Raw genomic sequence first — 24,092 nt, 5'->3', positions numbered from 1 at the left:
TCAAGGAACCCCATGCACGCCCAAGGCTTCGTCCTCCTCAAAGAAAACCGCTTCGACAGCGCCGCCTTCCTCCGCACCCTGCAACAAGAATGGGGCATCACTCCCGACGACGACGGCATGCCGCTCAGCGGCGAGATGCTCACCTTCAACATCGCGGGCAACCTCTGCGCCGTCAGCCTCATGCCCGCCCCCATCCCCGACGGTGAGGCGGAAGCAAGCGCCGCCTACAACTACTACTGGCCGGAAGCCGTTGAAGCGGCGCGCCAGCATCAGGCGCACCTGCTTATCGCCGTCATGCCGACCGGCGACGGCACGGCACTTGAGCGCATGCGCCTGTACAGCAAAATCGTCAGCAGCTGCCTGGCGGATGCGAACGCGCTCGGCGTTTACACCTCCGGCACCGTCTTCGCGCCCGACTTCTACCGCAGCCTCTGCGACGAAATGCGTAACGGACAACTGCCTGTGCCCGTCTGGGTCTTTCTCGGCCTCTATGCGGACGAAAGCGGCAACCACGCCTACACCATCGGCATGGCGCAATTCGACAAAATGGAGATGGAAATCCGCGCCAGCCAGCACGACATGAGCGAGCTGCATAACACCCTGCTCGGCATCTGCACCTACCTCATCAGCGAAGACGTCACCCTGCACGACGGCGAAACCATCGGCTTCTCCGCCGAACAACAACTGCGCATCACGCAGTCGCCCGCCATTGCCGGCGGCGCCGAAGAAACCCTGAAAATCGCCTACTAAGCGCCGCGCGAATACCCCGCATGACACGAGCCCGCCTCAAAAACATCATCCGGGGGCTGACCCAAGCGGGCTCGCTGTTCCCGCACCAGATGGCGTTCACCCTACTTATCCCGCTACGGGCGCTGCTCCTGTCGCCTGCGGAACTACTGCGGCGGCTGCAGCCCACCGCCGACAGCCGTATCCTGGAAGTGGGCTGCGGCCCCGGCTACTTTAGCCCCGCACTGGCGCGTGCCGTGCCGCAGGGTGAACTGGTCTTGGCGGACATTCAGCCCGAAATGCTTGCCATCGCCCGTCGCCGTCTGGAAAAGCGCCACATCACAAACACCTCTTGCCAGCTGTGCAACGGCAGCAGCTTCCCCTTTGCGGACAACAGTTTCGACCGCATCGTGCTGGTCTGCGTCCTCGGCGAAATTGCCGAGCGCAGCGCGTATCTGCGCGAATTTGCCCGCCTGCTTAAAGACGACGGGCTGCTCTCCATCTCCGAAACTGCGGGCGACCCTGACAAGCTGGATCAGCAAGAGTTGATTGCCCTGCTGGCCACGCACGGCTTCACGCCCGTCCGCCAATACGGCAATCGCCGCAACTACACCGTCAATTTCGCAGTCGCAGATACCAAACGCTGAAGCATTACCCGCCCGCTGCGTAACGCCTCAAAGTAGCCGCTCCTCCTCGCCAAACCACAATACCGACTGCGCCAGATCGACAAATGTCGCCTCATCGGCGCGTAGCGCCACCAGCGCCGCCTGTCCGGCGCTGCTTTGCCGTGCCGTCTCGAATATTTCGCGGCTGTCGTACCACAGCTCGCCCATCGCGTCGTAAGGAAAAGGCTGTGTATCGCGCTGCGTCGCCGGAGTGTCGTGGCATAGCGGCAGCGTCTTCGCATAGCCACGGATGCGCAGCGCCGCCTGAAAGCCCAGTACTTTTTCGGAATGTGCCTGCCAGCGGGAGCGAAATTCTGCATCGCTTAGCCCGTCCCGCTTCTTGACCAGCATGATGAGCTTGAACATCACACGCCTCCTTCCTGCATTGCCTGCCACAGCGGCGGCAAGGTGCGGAAACCGTCGGATGCGAGGAAATGGCCGCCGTTTGCCACGCGGTGCACCGTGCCGCCGAGGCGCTCGGCCAACTGCAAGCTGCGTTCGGGGGCGACGACGCGGTCGTTATCGCTGATGACATGGTGAATCTGCGGCGTCATCGCGCGCAGCGCCGCATGGTCGATGCGGGCGCGGTCGGCGTAGGCGTCCACGTTGAAATCGCCGATGACGGGTAGGGCGGGCAGGCGTCCATCAAATCCGGAGACGAGGAATATTCCGCCGATTTGTGCCGGTCGTGCCGCGCTCAAGAAATGCAGCAGCGAAATCGTGCCGAGGCTGTGGGCGACGTAAAACGTCTGCGCGTCTGGCGTGCCGAGGTGCGTGGCTAGTGCCGCCTGCCAGCGGTCAAAATCGGGCTGCTCCGGGTCGGGCAGGGCAGGGATGGCGGTGGCAACGCCTGCCGCCTGCAACTGCTGCGCCAGCCAAGAGAACCAGTGATCTTCTGGTGTGGCGCCGTAGCCATGAATGATGAATGCGCGTTTCATAAGATTGCTCCGGGTGTGTATGTCGCGCGGAGTGTAGGGGATGACATTGTGGCAGGGTCAAGCGGCGCCGACGTTCATGCGTTTGCTGCTATAGCGCGGCGTCTTGCGCGATGAAATGCCGCATGGCTTCGCCGAGGGCGTTATCGCCGCTGCCTACCGCGAAAATCTCCGATATGTGGCTGTGCCCCGCCAGTTGGTAGTGCGGGATACCCAACAGCGCCGCCTGTTGTGGGAAATCGGGCGGATCGAGCTCGGCGCTGGCGATAAAGAGCGGTACGCCCGCCTGCAATAACCCCGGCAGCGCAGAGCGGGCGGCGAGTTGCGCCGGGTCGTCGCCGAAATAGGCGTGCAGGTATGGGTTCGGCGTGATGCGCACGGTGTCGTAAATGCCGGAGATGAGGATGGCGCCGCGCACGCCGTCGTTGCCCAGACGTAGCGCCGGGTGGGCGAGGTATTGCGCGAGGTGTGCCGCGCCCGCCGAATGTCCGGCGAGGATGATGCGTTGTCCATCGCCACCGTGTACGGCGATGTTGGCCTGCACCCAGCGCAGGGCGGCCGCGATGTCTTGTTGGGCAGCGGGCCAGGGATGGGCGGGGGCGAGGCGGTAGGTGATATTGACGCCGACCAGACCGTTGGCGACCGCCCACAGCATGAGGTTGTCGTAGAAAGGGCTGTCGTCGCTGCGCTTGTTACCGGCGACAAAGCCGCCGCCGTGCACGAAGATAAATACCGGACGCGGCGTGTCGTCTGCACGCTGCGGGATGAAAACGTCCAGCAGATGCCGCGGGTCGTCGCCGTAGGCCTGGTCGCGGATGACATGGACGTTGGCATAAGGTTCGCGCGGATGCAGCGGCGCATACAGCGCGCCCGTCTCGGCGGTTTCAACGACTGTGCCGATTTGCCGCAGGCGGGCAGCGATAGCGGCGGGAATCTGTGCGGGCAAGCGCGTTGGGTTCATGACAATCTCCGGTGGAAGAAAAGCGGCAGGATACTGCGCGTGCTGGCGTTTGCCCAGCCTGCGCGCAGAAAACCCGTAAATGCCTGACTGCCTTGCCGCCCCCGCCCGCAACCGTTATCCTTGCCAGCCTCTTTCACCAACCCGTTACCATCATGAAACGAACCCTGCCTGTCCTCGCGCTTGCCGCATTGCTTTCTGCCTGTACCACCACCGCGCCTGTCGTCGAACCGCCGCCGCAACCGCAACCCAAACCGCAACCTGAACCGCCGCAGCCTACCGAACCGGCCAACTTCGCCGATTGGCAACAGGCGTTTGCGCAACGCGCCGCTGCCGCCGGTATCCGCCACGAAGACATCCAGCAACTCCTCGCCCGTACCCATTACGAAGAAAAAGTCGTCTCCGCCGACCGCAAACAGCCCGAACAAAACAAAATGATCTGGGCGTATCTGGACGGCGCCGTCTCCGCCGACCGCATCCAGAAAGGGCGCGCCAAACTCGCGCAATACCGCGGCCTGCTGCAACAACTGGAAAACCAAAGCGGCGTCAGCGCGCCCTACATCGTCGCCATCTGGGGCATGGAAAGCGCCTACGGCACCAACACCGGCAACATCGACCTCATCCAGGCGCTCTCGACGCTTGCCTATGAAGGCCGCCGCCGCGACTTCGCCGAACAACAACTCATCGCCCTCTTGCAACTCATCGAACGCGGCGACGTGCGCTGGGACGAACTGCGCGGCTCCTGGGCGGGCGGCATGGGGCACACCCAATTCATCCCGACCACCTTCCTCCAGTACGGCGTGGACGGCAACGGCGACGGCCGCCGCGACCCGTGGCAAATCGAAGACGCGCTGGCATCAACCGCCAACTACCTCGGCAAAAGCGGCTGGCAACGCGGCCAGCGCTGGGGACGCGAAGTGCGCCTCGCGCCCGACTTCGACTACCGCTACGTCGAAAACAGCCTGGCTCCGGCGCAATGGGGACAACTGGGCGCGCGCCAAAACAGCGGCGCGGCGTTGCCGGGCGATGCCGATACCGCCAAACTGTGGCTGCCGGCGGGCGCAAGCGGCCCGGCACTCCTCACCTACCCCAACTTCAAAACCATCAAGGTTTACAACAACGCCGACAGCTATGCGCTTGCCATCGGCCTCATCGCCGACGGCATCAGCGGCAACGGCGGCATCGAAGCCGCCTGGCCGCGCGACGAACAACCGCTGACCCGCGACCAGGCGCAGCGTCTGCAACAAACCCTCAGCGCGCAAGGCTACGACACCAAAGGTACGGACGGCGTCCTCGGCGCGAACACCCGCCGCGCCTTTGCCGCCTGGCAGGCGGCAAACGGCCAGACGCCGGACGGCTTCATCAGCCAGCGCAGTGCGGCAGCGCTCATCCAATAAAAAACGGGGCGCAAGCCCCGTTTACAAAGAAGCTGAATGACCATGAAACAACACAATACCCTCAACGTCAGCCTCGCCGCCGGTCCGGCGCGCCACTACCCCATCCACATCGGTCACGGCCTGCTCGCCGACGCCGCGCTTATCATGCAATGCGCGCCGCAGCGACAAATCTGCATCGTTACGAACGACACCGTCGCCGCACACTACCTCGCGCCGCTCGAAACGGCGCTGGCCGACAAAACCCGCATCACCGTGCGCCTGCCCGATGGCGAGACGCACAAAACGCTGGCCACCTGGGCGAGCATCCTCGATGCACTCGTCGCCGCGCGTTACGACCGCGACAGCCTCGTCATCGCTCTCGGCGGCGGCATCGTCGGCGACATCGCAGGCTTCGCCGCCGCCAGCTACCAGCGCGGCATCGCCTGCCTGCAAATCCCGACCACCCTGCTGGCGCAAGTCGATTCCTCCGTCGGCGGCAAAACCGGGGTGAACCACCCGCAGGGCAAAAACCTCATCGGCGCGTTTCACCAGCCGCAGGCCGTCCTCATCGACACCGCCACCCTCGCTACCCTGCCGCCGCGCGAATTCGCCGCGGGCATGGCGGAAGTCATCAAATACGGCCTCATCAACAGCTCCGACTTCTTCGCCTGGCTCGAAGAAAACCGCGCCGCCATCGCCGCGCACGACCCGGCGACATTGCAAACCATGATTGCCCGCTGCTGTGCGGCCAAAGCCGCCATCGTCGCCGCAGACGAACGCGAAAGCGGCCAGCGCGCGCTGCTCAACTTCGGCCACACCTTCGGCCACGCGCTCGAAGCGCTCACCGCCTACCAGCGCTGGAAACACGGCGAATGCGTGGCGATGGGCAGCGTCATCGCCTGCCGCCTTGCCGCCCGCCTGGGGCGCATCAGCGAGGCAGACGCCGACCGCGCCGCCGCCCTCTTTGCCGCCTTTGGCCTGCCGACCACCGTGCCGGCAGACATCAGTACCGACGCCATCCGCGACAAAATGCAGCTCGACAAAAAAACACGCGGCGGACAACTGCGCCTCGTCCTGCCGCAGCGCTTCTGCGACAGCGGTATCGACCGCGACATTAGCGAGGTGGATATTGCCGCCGCCATTGCGGCCTGTCGGGAATAAAAATGACGAAAAACAAAAACCGGATGCTCACGCATCCGGTTTTTTTTATGTTCTGAAAGGATTAGGCTTTGCCGACCGATTTGGCGAGCGCTTCGTCGTACACGCCGTAGAGGACAAGGCTGTGGTCTTCCAATTCGTAGCCGTATTCGCGTGCGACTTCTTTCAGGCGTTTGGCGATCGCCGGGTCGTAGAATTCCACCACTTTGCCGGTTTTGACGCAGATGAGGTGGTTGTGGTGGTCGCCGTTGTCAATTTCAAAGACGCTGTGGTTGCCTTCAAAGTTGTGGCGTTTGAGGATACCGGCCTGTTCAAACTGGGTCAGCACGCGGTACACGGTGGCAAGGCCGATGTCTTCGTCGGCTTTGAGCAGGATTTTGTAAACGTCTTCCGCGCTCAGGTGGCGGTCGTTGTCGGTGGTTTCGCGTTCCATGATTTCGAGGATTTTCATGCGCGGGCCGGTGACTTTCAAACCGGCTTTTTTGATTTGGGCACTCATTACGGGGTCTCCTGAATTTGTTGTTTGCATGGCGGTATTATAAGGGGGTTGCGGGAGGGCGCAAGCCGCGCCCGGGATTTTTTCTTTGTTTTTCAGTTAAAAAACCGGATGAGGCATCCGGTTTTTTGGGGTTTGTGGCAGCGCTCAGGCTTCGATGTGCGCACGCAGCTGGTGCATCGCCTGTTGTTCGATTTGGCGGATGCGCTCGGCCGAGACGTTGTATTCGCTGGCCAGTGTTTGCAGGGTCGCTTTGCTGTCTTCGTTCAGCCAGCGTGCCTGGACGATGGCGCGGCTGCGCGGGTCAAGCGCCTGCAGGCCTTTCGCCAGTTTGCGCTGCATCAGGTTTTCGTGTTCGGCGTGCTCGGTGTGCTCTGCCGGGTCGATGCTGTCATCTGCCAGCCATTGTGAGGGGCTGAAGTGGTCGTTGTCTTCGTCGTCGTCATTCAGCTCGAAGGCGATGTCCTGCCCGTGGATGCGGCTTTCCATTTCAAAGACGTCTTTGGTGCTGACGTTGAGTTCGTCGGCAATGGCTTTGGCCTCGGCTTCGTTCAGCCAGTTGAGGCTTTTTTTCATGCTGCGCAGGTTGAAGAAGAGTTTGCGCTGCGCCTTGGTGGTGGCGATTTTGACCATGCGCCAGTTGCGGATGATGTATTCGTGGATTTCGCTTTTGATCCAGTGGACGGCGAAGGAGACGAGGCGCACACCGCGCTGCGGCTCGAAGCGTTTGACGGCTTTCATCAGGCCGACGTTGCCTTCCTGGATGAGGTCGCCGAGCGGCAGGCCGTAGCCGGTGAAGCCGCGCGCGATGTGCACGACGAATTTGAGGTGGTGCACGATGAGGGTTTGCGCGGCGTTGATGTCGTTGGTTTCTTGCAGGGCGATGGCGAGTTTGCGCTCTTCTTCCGCGTCCAGCGCCGGGATTTGTCGTATTTTGGCGATGTATTGGTCAATGTCGGTACTGGGGGTAAGCCAGTTTTTATGCGTCGCAATCAGTGCGTTAGTTGTCATTCGATCTCCGTTTGTGTTTTGAATTTCTGTTTATTGGCGGCTTTATATTTTATTCCGCATATAGTAGCGCCTGGACAAATTCTTGTGCATTAAAGGGCCGTAAGTCTTCCGGCTGCTCGCCCACGCCGATGTAGCGGATGGGGATGCCCAGTTTTTCACTGATGGCAAAGAGGATGCCGCCTTTGGCGGTGCCGTCCAGTTTGGTGACGGTGATGCTGTCAAGCTGCATCGCCTTGTGGAATTGTTCGGCCTGGCGCAGGGCGTTCTGGCCGTTGCCGGCGTCGATGATGAGCATGGTTTCGTGCGGCGCGGCGGGGTCGAGTTTGGCGATGACGCGCTTGATTTTTTTCAGTTCTTCCATCAGGTGATCCTGGGTGTGCAGGCGGCCGGCGGTGTCGATGATGAGGACGTCTATGCCGCGTGCGGTGGCGGATTGCAGCGCGTCGTAGGCGACGGAGGCGGCGTCGGCGCCGGTGCCTTGGGCGATGACCGGGACGTTGTGGCGCGCGCCCCAGGTTTGCAGTTGTTCGACGGCGGCGGCGCGGAAGGTGTCGCCCGCGGCGAGCATGACTTTTTTGCCTTCTTGCTGGAAGTAGCGTGCCAGTTTGCCGATGGTGGTGGTTTTGCCTGCGCCGTTGATGCCGGTCATGAGGATGACGAACGGTTTGGTGCGGCTGGTGTCAAGCGGCTGGGCATAGGGGGCGAGCAGTTGTTGCATGTGGTCGCGCACCGCGGCTTTCACCGCTTCAACGTCTTTGAGTTCTTTGCGGTCGATTTGTGCGGTCACGCTGTCGATGATGTTGCGCGTGACTTCGATGCCGACGTCGGCGGTGAGTAGCTGGGTTTCGAGGTCATCGATGAGATCCTGGTCGAGTGTTTTTTTGCCGAGAAAGAGGTCGGCGAAGCCGCGCCGGGTTTTTGCCAGGCCTTGACGGATGCGGGCAAAGTAGCCGCCGCTTTCGTTTTTCGGTTTGGTTTGCGGTTGGGCGAGGGCGGGTTCTGTTTCCGTGGTTTCTGCGGCAACGGGCGCGATGGCTTCTTCGCTCAGGGTTTCTGCTATGACGGGCTCGGACGCCGCGGGTTCTGCCGCTGCCGCGGATGTTTCGGGAGCGGACTGTTCTGCGGCAACGGGCGCGATGGCTGCTTCGCTCAGGGTTTCTGCAATGACGGGTTCGGACGCCGCGGGTTCTACCGCTGCTGCGGGGGGGGCGGGAACGGGCTGTTCTGCGACAACTGCCGCTTCTTCGGGCGGTGTAATGTTTTCTTCAGGGGCAGCGGTTTCAGGAGCGGTGGCGCCGGGTTTGCCAAAGTGTTTTTTGAGCCAGTTGAATGCCATGATGCGGGGTGTTCCGGGATTGAGGGGCGGGAATGTTGTGGGGGCGCGCCGCGTTTGGCGCTGGTGGTGGTAACATGCGCGGGCGGCGGTTTTGAGCCGCGGGATTATAGCAGCGATTGGTCATTTTTTGGTGCGCGCGTCGCGCCGCGCAAAAGGAGAAAGCATGTCGAATCAGGAACCGGCGCCGCAGGTGGCGCAAACGCAGCCGCCAGTAAAACCGCAGGGGAAAAAGCCCGCCCCGCCGCCCCGCGCACGGCGCAATTGGGATGTGGAGAAGCGGGTGTTTTTGTTGTTTGCCGCCTTGAGCGGTTTTTGGTGGGTCGCGCTGGGGGCGATGGCCGGACACGGCCTGTTTAGCGAGGGACTGCACGCCGAGTATTTTGACAAGGCGCACCGTTATCAGATTGTGCATACGCTGGCGCTGCTTGTGCTGATTGCCTTGCCGCAACGTCTCTCGCCGCTGCTTTGCCGCAGTGCCGGTTTTTTGTGGTTGCTGGGGTTGTTTGCTTTCTGCGGCAGTCTGTATGCGATGGCGTTTGTGCCGACGCTGGATGTGCGCCCCATCGTGCCGGTAGGCGGTATCGCCTTCCTGCTTGGTTGGGCGATGTTGTTCTTTGCCGCCTGTTTTGGAGATAGTCATGCCCGCTAAACGCATTGTGATTTTGACCGGCGCCGGTATTTCCGCCGAGTCCGGCATTGCCACTTTCCGCGCCAGCGACGGCCTGTGGGAGAATCACCGCGTGGAAGATGTCGCCACACCGGAAGGCTTCGCGCGCAATCCCAAGCTGGTTCATGACTTCTATAACGCCCGCCGCGCCCGCCTGCACGATGCCGACGTACAGCCCAACGCCGCGCATATGGCCATCGCCAAACTGCAACGGGCGCTGCCGGGACAGGTAACACTGGTCACGCAAAACGTGGACGACCTGCACGAGCGCGCCGGCTCGCCAGAAGTGCTGCATATGCACGGCAGCTTGCTCGCCTTGCGCTGCCTGTATTGCGACAGCGTCGCCGATAACTGGCACGACGATTGTTCGCGGGAAACGGCCTGCCCGACCTGCAAGCGCGCGGGCGGGATGCGACCGGATATCGTCTGGTTTGGCGAAATGCCGTATTACATGGAAACCATTGAGGCGCGTCTCGCTGAATGCACCCATTTCGCCGCCATCGGCACCTCGGGTCACGTCTATCCGGCGGCGGGCTTTGCCGCACTTGCCCGGCACTATGGCGCGGAAATCAGCGAAATCAACCTAGAGCCCAGTCAGGGCGCGGCACAATTCCACCACGTTTACAGCGGCAAGGCGACGGTCGAGGTGCCGCGCTGGGTGGATTCCATGCTAAACTGACGCGGTTTTTCAGCCACCTCCAACTTCGAAACCTCTTATGATGAAAAGACTCCCCGTTTTTTTCTTTGCCATCCTCCTTGCTGCCTGCGTGCAGGGCAATGCCGGACAAACCGCGGAAAAAGTGCCCGATTACGCGCCGGAACCGCTCATCATCAACAACGAACACAAAAAGGCGCTGCGACTGGGCGCCAATCTTTTGGTCAACCACCACTACCGCAAACAGAAACTCTCCGCCGTCGCTGCCGACGTGCATCAGGACTACCTGCAAGCGCTGGACCCGTCGCACATCTACTTCCTGCAAAGCGACATTGACGAATTCAAGCGCTACAGCGACACCCTGATGCAAGCCAACAAAGGCGACCTGAGCGGCATTCTCGCCATCTACCAGCGTTACAGCGAGCGGGCGAACGCGCTCAACCGCTGGTCGCTGGAACGCCTTTCCCGCCCGTTTGACCTAAACGGCAAAGAAACCGTCACCTACCCCGACTTCAAGGCGGAAAAAAACCAGCCTTGGCCTGCGACTATCGAAGCGGCAGAAGCCGAGCAGGACAAGCGCATCGAAGACCAGCTCATCCGCCTGCGCGTCTCCGGCAAGAGCGAAGAAAAAGCGCTGAAACTGCTGCGCAGCCGCTACACCGGGGCGCTGCGCCGTCTGAACCAAATCAGCATGAACGACGTCTTCGACATCTATATGAACGTCCTCAGCAGCCGCTTTGACCCGCACAGCAACTACCTCTCGCCGCGCAGCAACGAAGATTTCAACATCAACATGCGTCTTTCGCTGGAAGGCATCGGCGCCATCCTCTCGCTCGAAGACGAACAAGTCAGCATCCGCGAACTCGTCCCCGGTGGCCCCGCCTACAAAAGCGGCAAGCTGAACGTCAAAGACAAAATCATCGCCATTGCCCAGGGCAACGACGGCGAGTTTGTGGACGTTACCGGCTGGCGGCTGGACAAAGTGGTTGACCTCATCCGCGGCAAAAAAGGCACGCTGGTGCGCCTGATGATTGACCCCGCCAACAGCGCCAAAGGCGTGTATGAAATCAAACTGGAGCGCGACGAAGTCAAACTCGAAGAGCAGGCCGCCCAATCGACCATCGAAGAAGTCACCGAAGACGGCGTCACCCGTCGCATCGGCGTCATCAAACTGCCCTCGTTCTACATGGACTTTGAAGGCGCGCAACAAGAAAAAAACGACTACCGCAGCACCTCGCGCGACGTCGAAAAACTCCTGCAAGAATTCAAAACCGCGAAAGTCGATGGCGTCGTCATAGACCTGCGCAGCAATGGCGGCGGCTCACTCTACGAAGCCGTGAAAACCGTCGGACTCTTTATCAACAAAGGTCCAGTCGTCCTCGTCTCCGACGCCCAGGGCGGCGTGCGCAACGAAACCGATGACGACGCAGGTGCCGCTTACGATGGCCCGCTTGCCGTCCTCATCGACCGCTACGCAGCTTCGGCCTCCGAAATCTTCGCCGCCGCCATCCAAGACTACGGTCGCGGCCTCATCATCGGCAGCAACAGCTTCGGCAAAGGCACCGTGCAGACCATGGTCAACCTCAACGAATTCGTCACCAGCAACACCCCCAGCCTTGGTTCGATGAAATTCACCATGGCGATGTTCCACCGCGTCAACGGCAGCAGCACCCAATTCCGCGGCGTTACCCCGGACGTCAGCCTGCCGAGCATCTTCCCGCCGGAAGAAGTCGGCGAACAGGCCGAAGACTACGCCCTGCCGTGGAAAGAAATCAAAGCGGCGAAAATCACCCCGGCGGGCAAAATTGCCGACAGCACCATCAACACCCTGCGCCAACTGCACGAAACCCGCATGCTGGGCAAAGCGCCGCTGCGCCGCTACCAAGAATACATCGACAAAATCCTCGAAAAAAACCGGCAAAAAACCTGGCCGCTTAACCTCGCCGAGCGCAAACGCGAACACGAAAACTGGAAAAAATACCAGGACGAGTACGAAGCCGCGCAGCGCCGCGAACTGCCGCTCCTGAACGCCGACAAGAAAAAACAGGAAGAAATCGCCGAACGCAACGCCGCCGTTGAAGACGAAGACGACAAAGAAAACTTCGTCCCCGACGTCGCCCTGTTTGAGACCCTCAACATCTTCTACGACTACCTCGAACTGCTGGCGCCGCCTGCGGTGAGTGCCTAAGCCGCCTGAATCCACATCCAGAACCGGAGCGAACATGAACCCCTTACAGACCTTTGCCGCATCCATCCGCATCCTCAGCATGGATGCCGTCCAGAAAGCTAACTCCGGCCATCCCGGCGCGCCGATGGGCATGGCCGACATGGCCGCCGTCCTCTGGCTCAAACACCTGCGCGTCAACCCGGCCGACACCCAATGGCACAACCGTGACCGCTTCGTTCTCTCCAACGGCCACGCCTCCATGCTGCAATACGCCGCCCTGCACCTCACCGGCTACGACCTCTCGCTGGATGACCTGAAAAACTTCCGCCAGCTGCACAGCAAAACCCCCGGCCACCCCGAATACCACGACACCCCCGGCGTCGAACTCACCACCGGGCCGCTCGGCCAGGGCATCGCCACCGCCGTCGGCTTCGCCATCGCCGAACGCCACATGGCGGCGCGCTACAACCGCGAACGCTTGCCGCTCGTTGACCACTACACCTACGTCTTCGCCGGTGACGGCTGCCTGATGGAAGGCGTCTCCTCAGAAGCCTGCTCGCTCGCAGGCACCCTCGGCCTTGGCAAACTCATCTGCCTCTACGACAGCAACGGCATCTCCATTGACGGCGAAATCGCGCCGTGGTTTGGCGAAGACACCGCGCTGCGTTACGAAGCCTACGGCTGGCAAGTCATCCGCGACGTGGACGGCCATGACCACGCCGCGCTTGACGCCGCCATTACCGCCGCCAAAGCCGAAACCGGCAAACCCACGCTCATCATCTGCCGCACCAAAATCGGCTACGGCTCACCCAACCTGCAAGGCACCGAAAAAACCCACGGCGCGCCGCTCGGCAAAGAAGAAATCGCACTGACCAAACAGGCGCTCGGCCTGCCCGCAGGCGACTTCGAACTGCCTCCTGATGCCTACCAAATCGCCAGCCTGCGCGAAAAAGGCGCCAAACTGCAAGACGAATGGGAGCGCATCTGGCAGGAATACCAAGACAAATACCCGATGGAAGCGCAAGAATACGCGCGCGTGATGAGCGGCAAACTGCCCGACGGCCTTGACCGCATCATCGAAAGCACCCTTGCCCAATACAACGAAGCCGGTGGCGCCATCGCCACCCGCAAAGCCTCCGAAAACGCCATCAACCTGCTCGCGCCGCTTATGCCCGAACTCATCGGCGGCTCGGCCGACCTCACCGGCTCCAACCTCACCTGGAGCAAAGCCGCCTCCAAATCCATCCTGCCCGGCGACTTCTCCGGCAACTACCTCCACTACGGCGTGCGCGAATTCGCGATGGCGACCATCATGAACGGCCTCGCCCTCTACGGCGGGCTGCGCGCCTACGGCGGCACCTTCCTCGTCTTCTCCGACTACATGCGAAACGGCATCCGCCTCTCGGCGCTGATGAAACTGCCGGTCACCTACGTCCTCACCCACGACTCCATCGGCCTCGGCGAAGACGGCTCCACCCACCAGCCGATCGAACAAATCGCCTCGCTGCGCCTCATCCCCAACCTGCACGTCTGGCGCCCCTGCGACCAACAAGAAACCCTTGTCGCCTGGCGCAGCGCGCTCAACCAAACCACGCCGACCGTCCTTGCGCTCAGCCGACAAAACCTGCCCGAACAAAAACGCAGTGAGGCGACGCGCAAAACCATCGCCAAAGGCGGCTACATCCTCGAAGCGGCCGAAAAACCCGACCTCGTCCTCGTCGCCACCGGCTCCGAAGTCGCACTCGCCACCGCTGCTGCCGCCGAGCTGCGCCAGGAAGGCCTGCGCATCCAGGTCGTCTCCATGCCCTGCCTGGACATCTACCAACAACAAGACGCGTACTACCGCAACCAAGTCCTGCCCAAAGGCGTGCCGACCGTCGTCATTGAAGCGGGCGTTACCCTGCCGTGGCGCGGCATCTGCGGTGACCGCGGCACCGTCATCGGCATAGACACCTTCGGCGAATCCGCCCCGGCTGCCGAACTCTTCCCGCTGTTCGGTCTCACCGTCGAAAACGTCGTCGCCAAAAGCAAGGCGCTGCTCTAAAAAGAAAGCCCCTCTCCCTCTGGGAGAGGAGTTGGGGTGAGGGCTAAAACAAACCAAACCCCAAAACCACCACTCCTTCACCCACTAATCCCTTGAGGAGAACAACCATGAAAAAACTTAGCGAAATCGACGTAAACGGCAAACGTGTCCTGATGCGGCTGGATCTCAACGTGCCGCTCAAAGACGGCAAAATCACCAGCGATGCCCGCATCCAGGCAGCGCTGCCGACCATCCGCTACGTCCTCGACCACGGCGGCGCCGTGATGATCATGGCGCACCTGGGTCGCCCGACCGAAGGCGAATACGACGAAGCCTTCAGCCTCGCCCCCGTCGCCGCCTACCTCGGCAACCTGCTCGGCAAAAACGTGCCGCTCATCAAAGACTACCTTGACAAAGCCCCGGCCGTTGCCGCTGGCGACATCGTCATGCTGGAAAACTGCCGCTTTAACAAAGGCGAAAAGAAAAACGACCCGGCGCTTGCCGAAAAATACGCTGCGCTGTGCGACGTTTTCGTCAGTGACGGCTTCGGCGTCGTCCACCGCGCCCAGGCCTCCACCTACGGCGTTGCCGAAAAAGCCAAAACCGCCGTTGCCGGCCTGCTCGTCCAACAAGAAGTTGAAGCGCTGGAAAAAATCGTCAAAAACCCGGCGCGCCCGCTGCTCGCTATCGTTGGCGGCTCCAAAGTCTCGACCAAACTGCTCGTCCTCCAGTCCCTGCTCGAAAAAGTCGATACCCTCATCCCCGGCGGCGGCATCGCCAACACCTTCCTCGCGGCCGAAGGCATCAACGTCGGCGCCTCGCTCTACGAACCCGACCTCCTGAACGATGCCAAAGTCATGCTGGATAGCGCCCGCGCACGTGGCGTGAACATCCCGCTGCCGGTGGACGTCGTCGTCGCGACCGAATTCTCCGCTGACGCCAAAGCCACCGTCAAAGCGGTAGCAGACGTCGCCGACAACGAAATGATCCTGGACATCGGCCCGAAAACCGCCGAAAACTACGCGCGCGTCATCGCCGAGATGAAAACTGTCGTCTGGAACGGCCCGGTTGGCGTCTTTGAAATGGCGCCGTTTGCCGCAGGCACCAAAGCGCTCTCCGCCGCGATTGCCGCCTGCCCCGGCTTCACCTTCGCCGGCGGCGGCGATACCATCGCGGCCATCGGCCAATTCGGCATTGAAGACAAAGTGGACTACATCTCCACCGGCGGCGGCTCCATGCTCGAATACCTCGAAGGCAAAAAACTGCCCGGCCTTGACATCCTCGGCGCCTACTAAACCGCCGCGCCAAGCCCAAAACCGCAGCCCCGCTGCGGTTTTTTTATGCAAGCGGATACGAACAAAACGGCAACATGCGGATGTGGTACACCCACCGGTTTAACGCTACACTGCGCGGCGTTTTTTACCGCAAGGAACAGCCATGAATATCCATCTTTACACCTTGATTCCGCGGCGTTTATCCAGCGCCGTGATGTACCGCCTGGCGCGGGTAAAAACACGCTTTTTGAAAAACGCCATCATCCGTGCCTACACGAAAATCACCGGCGCCAATACCGACTTTGCCGCGGAAAAAGATCCCTACGCCTACGCGACGCTGAACGACTTTTTCACCCGCGCGCTGGCAGCAGGCGCGCGCCCGATAGATGCGGACAACGCCGCCATCGTCAGTCCGGTCGATGGCCGCTGCGCGCATTATGGCGCGGTGCAGGACGGCATGACCTTGCAGGCGAAAGGCCTGCCGTACAGCGTCGAGGCGCTGCTCGGCAGCCGCGAATGGGCGGACGCTTTCGCCGGTGGCAGCACGGCGACGCTCTACCTCGCCCCGGATGACTACCACCGCATCCATATGCCCTGCGACGGCCGCCTGCTCGCCATGCGTTTTTGTCCCGGCGACAAACACAGCGTGTCGCTGTCGCTGCTCGATCGCATCCCCGGCATTTTCAGCGGCAACGAGCGCGCCGTCTGCCTCTTTGAAACGCCGTTTGGCAAGATGGCGCTGGTGATGGTCGGTGCGCTCAACGTCAGCAGCATCGAAACGGTGTGGCAGGGCGAGCTGCATGACCGCGGCAGCCGCAACCTTTACGACTACGGCACGGAAGACCGCCGCTTCGCCAAAGGCGCGGAAATCGGCCGCTTCAACCTCGGCTCAACCGTGATTTTGTTCTTTGAAAAAGACGTGCTCGGCTGGAAACGCGACGTGCTGGAACGCGCCGCGAAAATCCGCATGGGCGAAGCCATCGCGGAGACGCTGTGAGCACGCCGCTCCTCATTTATACCGACGGCGCCTGCAAGGGCAACCCTGGCATCGGCGGCTGGGGCGTGCTGATGTGTTACGGCGAACACCGCAAGACGCTAAACGGCGCGGAAGCGATGACCACTAACAACCGTATGGAGCTGACCGCCGCCATCGAAGCGCTGCGCGCGGTGAAGCGCGCCTGCCCGATTGTGCTGACGACCGACAGCAGCTACGTGAAAAACGGCATTACCCAATGGCTTGCGGGCTGGAAGCGCAACGGCTGGAAAACCGCCGACAAAAAGGCGGTGAAAAACGTTGATCTCTGGCAGGCGCTGGACGCGCTGGTGGCGCAGCACCAAATCGAGTGGCAATGGATCAAAGGCCACAGCGGCCATCCCGGCAATGAAATGGCCGACCAGCTCGCCAACGAGGCGATTGCGGAATTAAGGGCGAAGGGGTAGGGCGCCTTGGCGCACCCTATAACCCCCAGCAACGAAACACCGTATGAGGTTTTCGGAGGATTGCTATAGATAGCTATATTGCATGCATAAAAACGGGCATCTCACGATGCCCGTTTCTGTCTGTAGCGCATCAGCGCCCGTCATTTTTTCGGATAGACCATGTTTTCCGGCGCGATGATTTTTTCCAGCTCGTCTTTGCTGAGATAGCCTTTTTCCAGCACGATGTCGTACACCGAGCCGCCGGTGCGTTTTGCGGTTTTGGCGACGTCGGAGGATTTTTCGTAGCCGATGTAGGGGTTGAGCGCGGTAACGAGGCCGATGTTGGACAGCACTTGTTCGCGGCAGTGGGCTTCGTTGAGCTGTATGCCGTCAATGCATTTTTCGGCGAAGGTTTCGCAGGCGCGGGAAAGCATGACCATCGCGGTAAAGAGGTTGAAGGTGATGACCGGCTCAAACACGTTCAGTTGCAGTTGTCCCGCTTCGGAGGCAAGCGCGATGCTGTGGTCTATGCCCATGACGTGGAAGCAGGTCTGGTTCACAACTTCGGGGATGACCGGGTTGATTTTGCCCGGCATGATGGAGCTGCCCGGTTGTCTGTCCGGCAGGATGTAGTTCGCCAGCCCTGCGCGCGGACCGGAGCTGAGGAAGCGCAGGTCGTTGGCGATTTTTGAGAGGCGGGTGGCAATCAGGCGCAGGTTGCCGGAGAGGTGGACGTAGCCGCTGGTATCCTGCGTTGCCTGGATGAGGTCTTGCGCGGTTTTGTAGGGTTTGCCGGTGACGGCGGCGAGATGGCGTGCGCAGGCGGGGATGTAGCCGGCTGGTGCGTTCAGGCCGGTGCCGATGGCGGTCGCGCCCATGTTCATTTCGTAGAGGCGGCGGCGCGGTTCGTCCAGACGCTCGATTTCGGTCGCAATCATGGTCGCGAAGGCGTTGAATTCTTGCCCGGCGGTCATCGGTACGGCGTCTTGCAGGTGGGTGCGGCCCATTTTCAGTTTGTCGCCGAATTCGCGGCTCTTGCGCGCGAAGCTGTCGTGCAGTTTTTGCAGCGAGCCGATGAGGCGTTCGATGTAGCCGTCAAGGGCGACGTGCAGCGCAGTCGGGTAGGCGTCGTTGGTGGACTGCGATTTGTTGACGTGGTTATTCGGGTGGCAGTAGTCGTATTCGCCTTTTTTGTGGCCGAGGATTTCCAGGGCACGGTTGGCGATGACTTCGTTGGCGTTCATGTTGGTGGAGGTGCCCGCCCCGCCCTGGATCATGTCCACCAGGAACTGATCGTGCAGTTTGCCGCTGATGATTTCGTCGCAGGCAGCGACGATGGCGTCTTTGATTTTGCCGTCCAGCGCGCCGACTTCGTGGTTGGCGAGGGCGGCGGCTTTTTTCACTTGTGCGAAGGCGTTGATGAAGGTGCTGAACTGGTCAAGGTGCACGCCGGTGATGTTGAAGTTTTCCAGGGCGCGCAGGGTCTGGATGCCGTAGTAGGCGTCGGCGGGGACGTCGCGTTCGCCGAGTAAGTCGTGTTCACGTCGTGTTGCTGTCATGAGGTGTCTCCTGTTAGGTTTTGTGTATTTTAACACTTTCATCTGTGGATAGTTTGTGATTTTCCGCAGTTTTCTGTGGTTTTTCTCTAATCCGGCGGCAAAGCGGACAGAAAAAAGCCAACGGCGGCGCGTTGGCTGGTCGGTGGTGTGGTTCAGGCGAGGTTTTTGCGGAATTTGCTAATGAGGCGGCGGATGCGGTAGTTCATGGGACGCCGTGGGGTTACCGGTTAATGCCGCGCACCGCATGGGCGCGGGCGTTGATGGTGATGCTGCCGTCGGCGGCGGTGGGCAGGCGGCTGCGCAGCGCGTCGCGCACGTCGTGTCTAGCGGCATCGGAAAGTGCGGCGAGGCGCGCGCCGATGCTGGCGCTGTCCTGCAAGGCCTGCCAGTAAGCGGCAAAATCGGGATAACGCTGGTGGACGGCAAAGGCGGCGGTGGTGACCGCTTGCAGTCCCGCTGCTTGCCACAGCGCCTGCAACTGCGGTAGCGCGGTGCTTTCGTCTGGCGCGGCGCGGTCGGGCAGGACGCCGATCTCGCGCAAAATGGCAAAGGCGGTGTAGTAGGGGAAACCCTGCGGCAAATCCCAAATGTAAGTGGCGACCATGCCGCCGGGGCGGACGACGCGCCGCATTTCCGCAACCGCCCGCGCGGCGTCGTCCAGAAAGACGATGACCAGCGGCATGACAGCGGCGTCGAAACAGGCGGCAGGGAAGGGCAGGGCGGTGGCGTCGCCTGTATGCAGTTGCACGTGGGCGGGCAGACGGCTTTGGGCGTAGGCGAGCATATCGGGCGAGCAGTCAAGGCCGTGCAGTTCGGTGGGGGCGGCGCGTTCGGCAAGTAGTGCGGTAAAGGCGCCGCTACCGCAACCGACGTCCAGCCAGCGCAGTCCGGGCGGCAGCGCCAGCCAGTCGAGAAATTGCGTACCGGCGGCGCGGCTCCAGCCGCTCATGTAGCGCTCGTAGGCGTTGGCGTTTTGGAATTGGCTCATGGTTTTTGCGTCTCTGGTGTGTGGATGCCCGCGATTTTCGCATAGAACCCGGATGCACGTCGCGCATGGCATCCCGCCGCGTTTACCGCTAAGCTACGCCCTCTTTTTTGACCGCGATATTTGAATCATGAATGCCCTGACCCATCTGCACATCCACAGCGAATTTTCCTTGAGCGACAGTATCTTGCGCGTTGGCGAAATCGTCGATTTTGCCAAAAGCCAGGGCGCGGAAGCGATTGCGCTGACCGACCGCAACAATCTCTACGGTGCGCTCAAGTTCTATAAGAAGGCGCGGGCGGCGGGCATCAAGCCGATTCTCGGCTGCGACCTCACCGTGCGCGACAGCGACGGCACCGATAACCAACTGATTCTGCTCGCGCAAAATCTCAAGGGCTTCATTCATTTGTGCGAGCTGGTCAGCTTCGCCTATCAGTACGACCAGGACCATCAGGGCGTGGCGGTGCATATCGAGCGCTTCACGCCCACACAATGCGAGGGACTGATTGCGCTTTCCGGCGGTATTGACGGCGATTTGGCGCGTTTTCTTCGCCGCCGCGATGCGCAGGGCGCGGAAAAACGCGCCGCCTTCTGGCAGGGCATTTTCCCCGACCGCTACTATCTGCAACTGGCGCGGCACGGCCAGCCGGGCGAGGCGGAGTATTTCGACTGGTGCCGCGACGCCGGACGCAAACTGGGTATCGCCGCCGTTGCCACCAACCTCGCCTGTTTCCCGACGGCGGACGATTACGACGTGCACGAGGTGCGCGTCTGCATCAGCAACGGCTGGCTGCGCGCCGACGACAAGCGCCCGCGCTATTTCACGCAGAAATACCACTTCACCAGCGATGCGGTGATGGCGGAGCGCTTTGCCGACGCGCCGCAGATTCTCGCCAACACGCATGCGGTCGCCGCCCGCTGCAATCTGGAGCTGACGCTGGGCAAAAACTACCTGCCCGATTTCCCGCTACCGGACGGCGTCAATATTGAAACGTTCCTTATTGACAGCGCGAAAAGCGGACTGGAATTGCGCCTCGCGCAGCTTTTCCCCGACGAGGCGGAACGCGCCGCCAAGCGCGCGCCGTATGACGAACGCCTCGCCATCGAGCTGGGCGTCATCAACCAGATGGGTTTCCCCGGTTACTTCCTCATCGTCGCCGACTTCATCCAGTGGGCGAAAGACCACGATATCCCGGTCGGCCCCGGACGCGGTTCGGGCGCGGGCTCGCTCGTTGCCTACGCGCTGAAAATCACCGACCTTGACCCGCTCGCCTACGACCTCTTCTTCGAACGCTTTTTGAACCCGGAGCGCGTTTCCATGCCCGACTTCGACGTCGATTTCTGCATGGAGCGGCGCGACGAAGTCATCGAATACGTCTCGCACAAATACGGCGCGCAGCGCGTCTCGCAAATCGCCACGCACGGCACGATGGCGGCGAAGGCGGTGTTGCGCGACGTGGGCCGCGTCCTCGGCGTGCCCTATCCGGTGGTCGATAAACTGGTCGCCACCGTGCCGCCCGTCCTCGGCATCACCCTGCCGGACGCGCTCGGCCGCAGCACGAAAAGCCAGGACAAGCCGGAGCTGCGCTCGGAAGCGATGCAGGAGCTCTACGAAAAAGACGAAGAAATGCGCGACATCATCGACATCGGCCTGCAACTGGAAGGGCTGGCGCGCAACGTCGGCAAACACGCGGGCGGCGTGGTCATCGCGCCGACCAAACTCACCGACTTCTCCGCGCTCTACAGCGAAAGCGCGGGCGCGGGCATCGCCACCCAATTCGACAAAGACGACATCGAAGCGATGGGGCTGGTCAAATTCGACTTCCTCGGCCTGCGCACCCTGACCGTCATCGACTGGGCGCTCGGCCACATCAACGCCCGCCGCACGCGTGAAGGTCAGCCGCCGCTGGACATCGCCACCCTGCCGCTCGACGACCCGCAAACCTACGCCCTGCTGCAATCGACGCGCACCACCGCCGTCTTCCAGCTCGAATCCAGCGGCATGAAAGAACTCATCCGCAAACTGCGCCCGGATACCTTCGAAGACATCATCGCCCTCGTCGCCCTCTTCCGCCCCGGCCCGCTCGGCTCCGGCATGGTGGATGATTTCATCAACCGCAAACACGGCCTCGCCGAAGTCGAGTACCCGCACCCCGACCTCGAAGGCATCCTGCAAACCACCTACGGCGTCATGGTTTACCAAGAACAAGTCATGCAAGTCGCGCAAAAACTCGCCAACTACAGCTTGGGCGAAGCGGACAACCTGCGCCGCGCGATGGGCAAAAAGAAAGCCGAAGAAATGGCGCGCAACAAAGACATCTTCGTCAGCCGCGCGGTGGAGCGCGGCGTGCCGGAAAAACAGGCGACCGACATCTTTGATCTCATGGCGAAATTCGCCGAATACGGCTTCAACAAATCGCACTCCGCCGCCTACGCGCTGCTCTCCTACCAAACCGCCTGGCTGAAAGCGCACTACCCGGCGGAGCTGATGGCGGCGGTACTCACCTCGGAAATCGAGAAAATCGACAAAATCGTCCGCTTCATCAACGAAGCGCGCGACATGGGGCTGACCGTCATCCCGCCCTGCATCAACCGCTCGCAATACACCTTCACCGTCAGCGAGCGCGGCGAAATCATCTACGGCTTGGGCGCGGTCAAAGGCGTGGGCGAAGCGGCCATCAACATCCTCCTCGAAGAGCGCGCAAAAAACGGCGACTACACCTCGCTCGAAGACCTCTGCCGCCGCCTCGACCTCAAAAAACTCAACCGCAAAACCCTCGAAACCCTCATCCGCGCCGGCTCCTTTGACAACATCGAGCCGAACCGCGGCGCGCTCTTTGCCGCCGTCGAACAAGCCATCAAACTGGCCGAACAGCACCACCGCAACCGCCACCAGGGACAGGGCGACATGTTCGGCCTCTTTGGCGACAGCAGCCGTGACCAGCCGCCGAGCCTCATCATGAACCCAGAAGAAGCCTGGGATTTGCGGCAAACGCTGGCCGAAGAAAAACAAACGCTGGGCCTCTTCCTCAGCGCCCACCCGATAGACGAGGCGCGCGACACCCTGCTGCAAATCAGCCGCGGCCGCAACCTCGCGCAACTGCAAGAAAACATGGAAAACTGGCAGCGGCCAACGCGACGCGGCGACAGCATCGAAGTCATCCTCGCCGGCGTGGTGATAGAGGCGCGTAGCATGGTCAGCAAAAAAAACGGCAACCCGATGATATTCCTCACCATCGACGACCGCAGCGGACGGCAGGAAATCGGCGTCTTCGGCAAAGCGGCGGAGGCCTACAAAGACCTCTGCAAGGCGGACAACATCCTCATCATCCACGGCAAAGCCGACTACAACTACTACAAAGAAGAATGGCGCATCAACGCCGAAACCATCCACGACTACTACGACGCGCGCTACGAACTGCTGCAAAAACTGGACTTCACCGTCAATGCCGAAGCGCTTGCCGATAACATCTGGCAGACACTACAAGAAACCCTCGCGCCGCTGGAAGACACACACGGCGCGCGCATCAGCATCACCCTGCAAAACACAAGCATCAATGCCCAAGGCCGCCTGCACCTGCCCGCCGCCTACCGCATTGACCACGACAACCTGCTGCGCCTGCAAACGCTCCTGGCAGCGCCGCAAGTACGGAGACATTACTGATGAACCACGCACCACACTGGCGCATCCACGCACAACTGCTCGGCATGGCGCTTATCTGGGGCGCGGCATGGACGTGGGGACGCATCGTCGCCCAGGCGATGCCGCCGCTCACCGCCGCCAGCCTGCGCTTCCTGATATCCACCGTTTTCCTGCTGCTGTGGCTGTACCATCGCGACCGGCTGCGCGCGCTCACCGCCCTCAACCGCCGCCAATGGGCGGGACTTGCGCTCGCCGCCGCCTGCGGCGTCAGCGGTTACGCCATCTTCTTCATGCTCGGCCTGCGCCATATCGGCGCCGGACGCGCCGCCGTCATCTTCTCCATCAACCCGGCGCTCATCATGCTCGGTGCGGCGTGGCTGTTTGGCGAACGGCTCAACCGCCGCATCCTCGGCGGCATGATACTGGCGGTGGGCGGCTCGCTCATCGTCGCCGCGCGCGGCAACCCCTTGCTGCTCCTCGGCGCGCTTGGCACGGGCGAATACCTGATTTTCGGCTGCGTCTTCTGCTGGGTCAGCTACTCACTCATCGGGCGGCGCGTGCTGACCGGCATAGATGCGCTTACCGCCACCACCGCCACCGCCCTCATCGGCGGCGTGATGCTGCTCGCAGTCAGCCTTGCCGCAGAAGGCACGGCCGCCTGGGCGAGCCTCGCACACATTGCGCCATCCATCTGGCTCATCCTGCTGGCGCTGTCCTTCGGCGCGACCCTGCTCGCCTACCTCTGGTATTTCGAAGGCATCGCCGCCCTCGGCGCAGGCAGCACCGCCGCGTACATGACGCTCATCCCTGTCTTTGCCGTACTCATCGCCGCACTGTGGCTGCATGAACCGCTCACCCTGTCGCTGGTCGCCGGAGGCACACTCACCGTCTGCGGCATGCTGCTGATGCAAAGCGGACGGCGCGCATAACGCCGCCTGCAACGAACAAACGCCGCATGATGCGGCGTTTTTCTTAGGGCGTGTTTGCATTTCCGTGGATAAGCCCCTCTCCCTCTGGGAGAGGGGTTGGGGTGAGGGCA

The 24,092-nt window shown here is 61.6% G+C and carries 21 protein-coding genes; 13 read left to right on the top strand and 8 right to left on the bottom strand.

Features of this window, described 5'->3' with window-relative positions; genetic code table 11:
* Window positions 1–12: 12 nt before the first annotated feature.
* Window positions 13–750, top strand: a complete 738-nt coding sequence (locus tag EL199_RS11655; protein WP_004143148.1) for a DUF4261 domain-containing protein — start codon at window positions 13–15, stop codon at window positions 748–750.
* Between the two features lie 20 nt (window positions 751–770).
* On the top strand, window positions 771–1,373 hold the full coding sequence (locus EL199_RS11650; protein WP_004143149.1) for a class I SAM-dependent methyltransferase: 603 nt from the start codon (window positions 771–773) through the stop codon (window positions 1,371–1,373).
* Window positions 1,374–1,400: 27 nt separating this feature from the next.
* Here the strand turns inward: EL199_RS11650 and EL199_RS11645 are convergent, their stop codons facing one another.
* From EL199_RS11645 to EL199_RS11635, 3 genes are all read right to left on the bottom strand, one after another.
* A complete protein-coding gene (locus tag EL199_RS11645; RefSeq protein ID WP_004143151.1) occupies window positions 1,401–1,757 on the bottom strand; it encodes an EthD domain-containing protein in 357 nt (118 codons plus the stop codon).
* Window positions 1,757–2,329 (bottom strand): RBBP9/YdeN family alpha/beta hydrolase, encoded by a 573-nt coding sequence (locus EL199_RS11640; RefSeq protein ID WP_004143153.1) that lies wholly within the window; start codon window positions 2,327–2,329, stop codon window positions 1,757–1,759. Before EL199_RS11640 ends, EL199_RS11645 begins: the two co-directional genes overlap by 1 nt.
* An 88-nt stretch (window positions 2,330–2,417) precedes the next feature.
* Window positions 2,418–3,287: an alpha/beta hydrolase gene (locus EL199_RS11635; RefSeq protein WP_004143156.1), complete on the bottom strand. Its 870-nt coding sequence runs from the start codon at window positions 3,285–3,287 to the stop codon at window positions 2,418–2,420.
* A gap of 92 nt (window positions 3,288–3,379) precedes the next feature.
* Here EL199_RS11635 and EL199_RS11630 point away from each other — a divergent pair, with 92 nt between their 5' ends.
* Window positions 3,380–4,681 (top strand): lytic murein transglycosylase, encoded by a 1,302-nt coding sequence (locus tag EL199_RS11630; protein ID WP_269471350.1) that lies wholly within the window; start codon window positions 3,380–3,382, stop codon window positions 4,679–4,681.
* A 36-nt stretch (window positions 4,682–4,717) separates the two neighbouring features.
* A complete protein-coding gene (aroB, locus tag EL199_RS11625; RefSeq protein ID WP_004143159.1) occupies window positions 4,718–5,821 on the top strand; it encodes a 3-dehydroquinate synthase in 1,104 nt (367 codons plus the stop codon).
* A 61-nt stretch (window positions 5,822–5,882) separates the two neighbouring features.
* Here the strand turns inward: aroB and fur are convergent, their stop codons facing one another.
* From fur to ftsY, 3 genes are all read right to left on the bottom strand, one after another.
* Window positions 5,883–6,317, bottom strand: a complete 435-nt coding sequence (gene fur, locus EL199_RS11620) for a ferric iron uptake transcriptional regulator (RefSeq protein WP_004143160.1) — start codon at window positions 6,315–6,317, stop codon at window positions 5,883–5,885.
* 144 nt (window positions 6,318–6,461) lie between these two features.
* Window positions 6,462–7,325, bottom strand: a complete 864-nt coding sequence (gene rpoH / locus EL199_RS11615) for an RNA polymerase sigma factor RpoH (RefSeq protein ID WP_004143161.1) — start codon at window positions 7,323–7,325, stop codon at window positions 6,462–6,464.
* Window positions 7,326–7,374: 49 nt separating this feature from the next.
* The gene (gene ftsY / locus EL199_RS11610) at window positions 7,375–8,661 is read right to left on the bottom strand and encodes a signal recognition particle-docking protein FtsY (RefSeq protein WP_004143164.1); all 1,287 of its coding nucleotides are present in this window, start codon (window positions 8,659–8,661) and stop codon (window positions 7,375–7,377) included.
* Window positions 8,662–8,824: 163 nt separating this feature from the next.
* Between ftsY and EL199_RS11605 the strand changes: the two genes are divergently transcribed.
* From EL199_RS11605 to rnhA, 7 genes are all read left to right on the top strand, one after another.
* Window positions 8,825–9,310 (top strand): DUF423 domain-containing protein, encoded by a 486-nt coding sequence (locus EL199_RS11605; protein ID WP_004143165.1) that lies wholly within the window; start codon window positions 8,825–8,827, stop codon window positions 9,308–9,310.
* Entirely contained in the window at window positions 9,300–10,007 is a 708-nt protein-coding gene (locus EL199_RS11600; RefSeq protein WP_004143166.1) for an NAD-dependent deacylase, read from the top strand. Before EL199_RS11605 ends, EL199_RS11600 begins: the two co-directional genes overlap by 11 nt.
* A 37-nt stretch (window positions 10,008–10,044) precedes the next feature.
* On the top strand, window positions 10,045–12,171 hold the full coding sequence (locus EL199_RS11595) for a carboxy terminal-processing peptidase (RefSeq protein ID WP_126316092.1): 2,127 nt from the start codon (window positions 10,045–10,047) through the stop codon (window positions 12,169–12,171).
* Between the two features lie 34 nt (window positions 12,172–12,205).
* On the top strand, window positions 12,206–14,194 hold the full coding sequence (tkt, locus tag EL199_RS11590; RefSeq protein WP_004143169.1) for a transketolase: 1,989 nt from the start codon (window positions 12,206–12,208) through the stop codon (window positions 14,192–14,194).
* A 107-nt stretch (window positions 14,195–14,301) separates the two neighbouring features.
* Window positions 14,302–15,468 (top strand): phosphoglycerate kinase, encoded by a 1,167-nt coding sequence (locus tag EL199_RS11585; RefSeq protein ID WP_004143176.1) that lies wholly within the window; start codon window positions 14,302–14,304, stop codon window positions 15,466–15,468.
* A gap of 142 nt (window positions 15,469–15,610) precedes the next feature.
* Entirely contained in the window at window positions 15,611–16,444 is an 834-nt protein-coding gene (gene asd / locus EL199_RS11580) for an archaetidylserine decarboxylase (protein WP_004143177.1), read from the top strand.
* On the top strand, window positions 16,441–16,887 hold the full coding sequence (gene rnhA, locus EL199_RS11575; protein WP_004143179.1) for a ribonuclease HI: 447 nt from the start codon (window positions 16,441–16,443) through the stop codon (window positions 16,885–16,887). The genes asd and rnhA overlap by 4 nt, the downstream gene beginning before the upstream one ends.
* Before the next feature lie 140 nt (window positions 16,888–17,027).
* Here the strand turns inward: rnhA and aspA are convergent, their stop codons facing one another.
* Both aspA and EL199_RS11565 read right to left on the bottom strand, forming a co-directional pair.
* The gene (aspA, locus tag EL199_RS11570; protein ID WP_040356091.1) at window positions 17,028–18,425 is read right to left on the bottom strand and encodes an aspartate ammonia-lyase; all 1,398 of its coding nucleotides are present in this window, start codon (window positions 18,423–18,425) and stop codon (window positions 17,028–17,030) included.
* Between the two features lie 220 nt (window positions 18,426–18,645).
* Complete coding sequence (locus EL199_RS11565; protein ID WP_004143183.1) at window positions 18,646–19,413, bottom strand: class I SAM-dependent methyltransferase; 768 nt, start codon at window positions 19,411–19,413, stop codon at window positions 18,646–18,648.
* Window positions 19,414–19,540: 127 nt separating this feature from the next.
* Between EL199_RS11565 and dnaE the strand changes: the two genes are divergently transcribed.
* Both dnaE and EL199_RS11555 read left to right on the top strand, forming a co-directional pair.
* Window positions 19,541–23,074 (top strand): DNA polymerase III subunit alpha, encoded by a 3,534-nt coding sequence (dnaE, locus tag EL199_RS11560; protein WP_004143186.1) that lies wholly within the window; start codon window positions 19,541–19,543, stop codon window positions 23,072–23,074.
* Window positions 23,074–23,982, top strand: coding sequence for a DMT family transporter (locus EL199_RS11555; protein ID WP_004143188.1), 909 nt, complete (start codon window positions 23,074–23,076; stop codon window positions 23,980–23,982). Before dnaE ends, EL199_RS11555 begins: the two co-directional genes overlap by 1 nt.
* The last annotated feature ends 110 nt before the right edge of the window (window positions 23,983–24,092 follow it).

This window comes from Cardiobacterium hominis, assembly GCF_900637305.1.
GTDB classification, from domain to species: domain Bacteria; phylum Pseudomonadota; class Gammaproteobacteria; order Cardiobacteriales; family Cardiobacteriaceae; genus Cardiobacterium; species Cardiobacterium hominis.
Note: the sequence above shows the minus strand (reverse complement) of the source record. Positions and strands in the feature narration are given on the sequence as shown.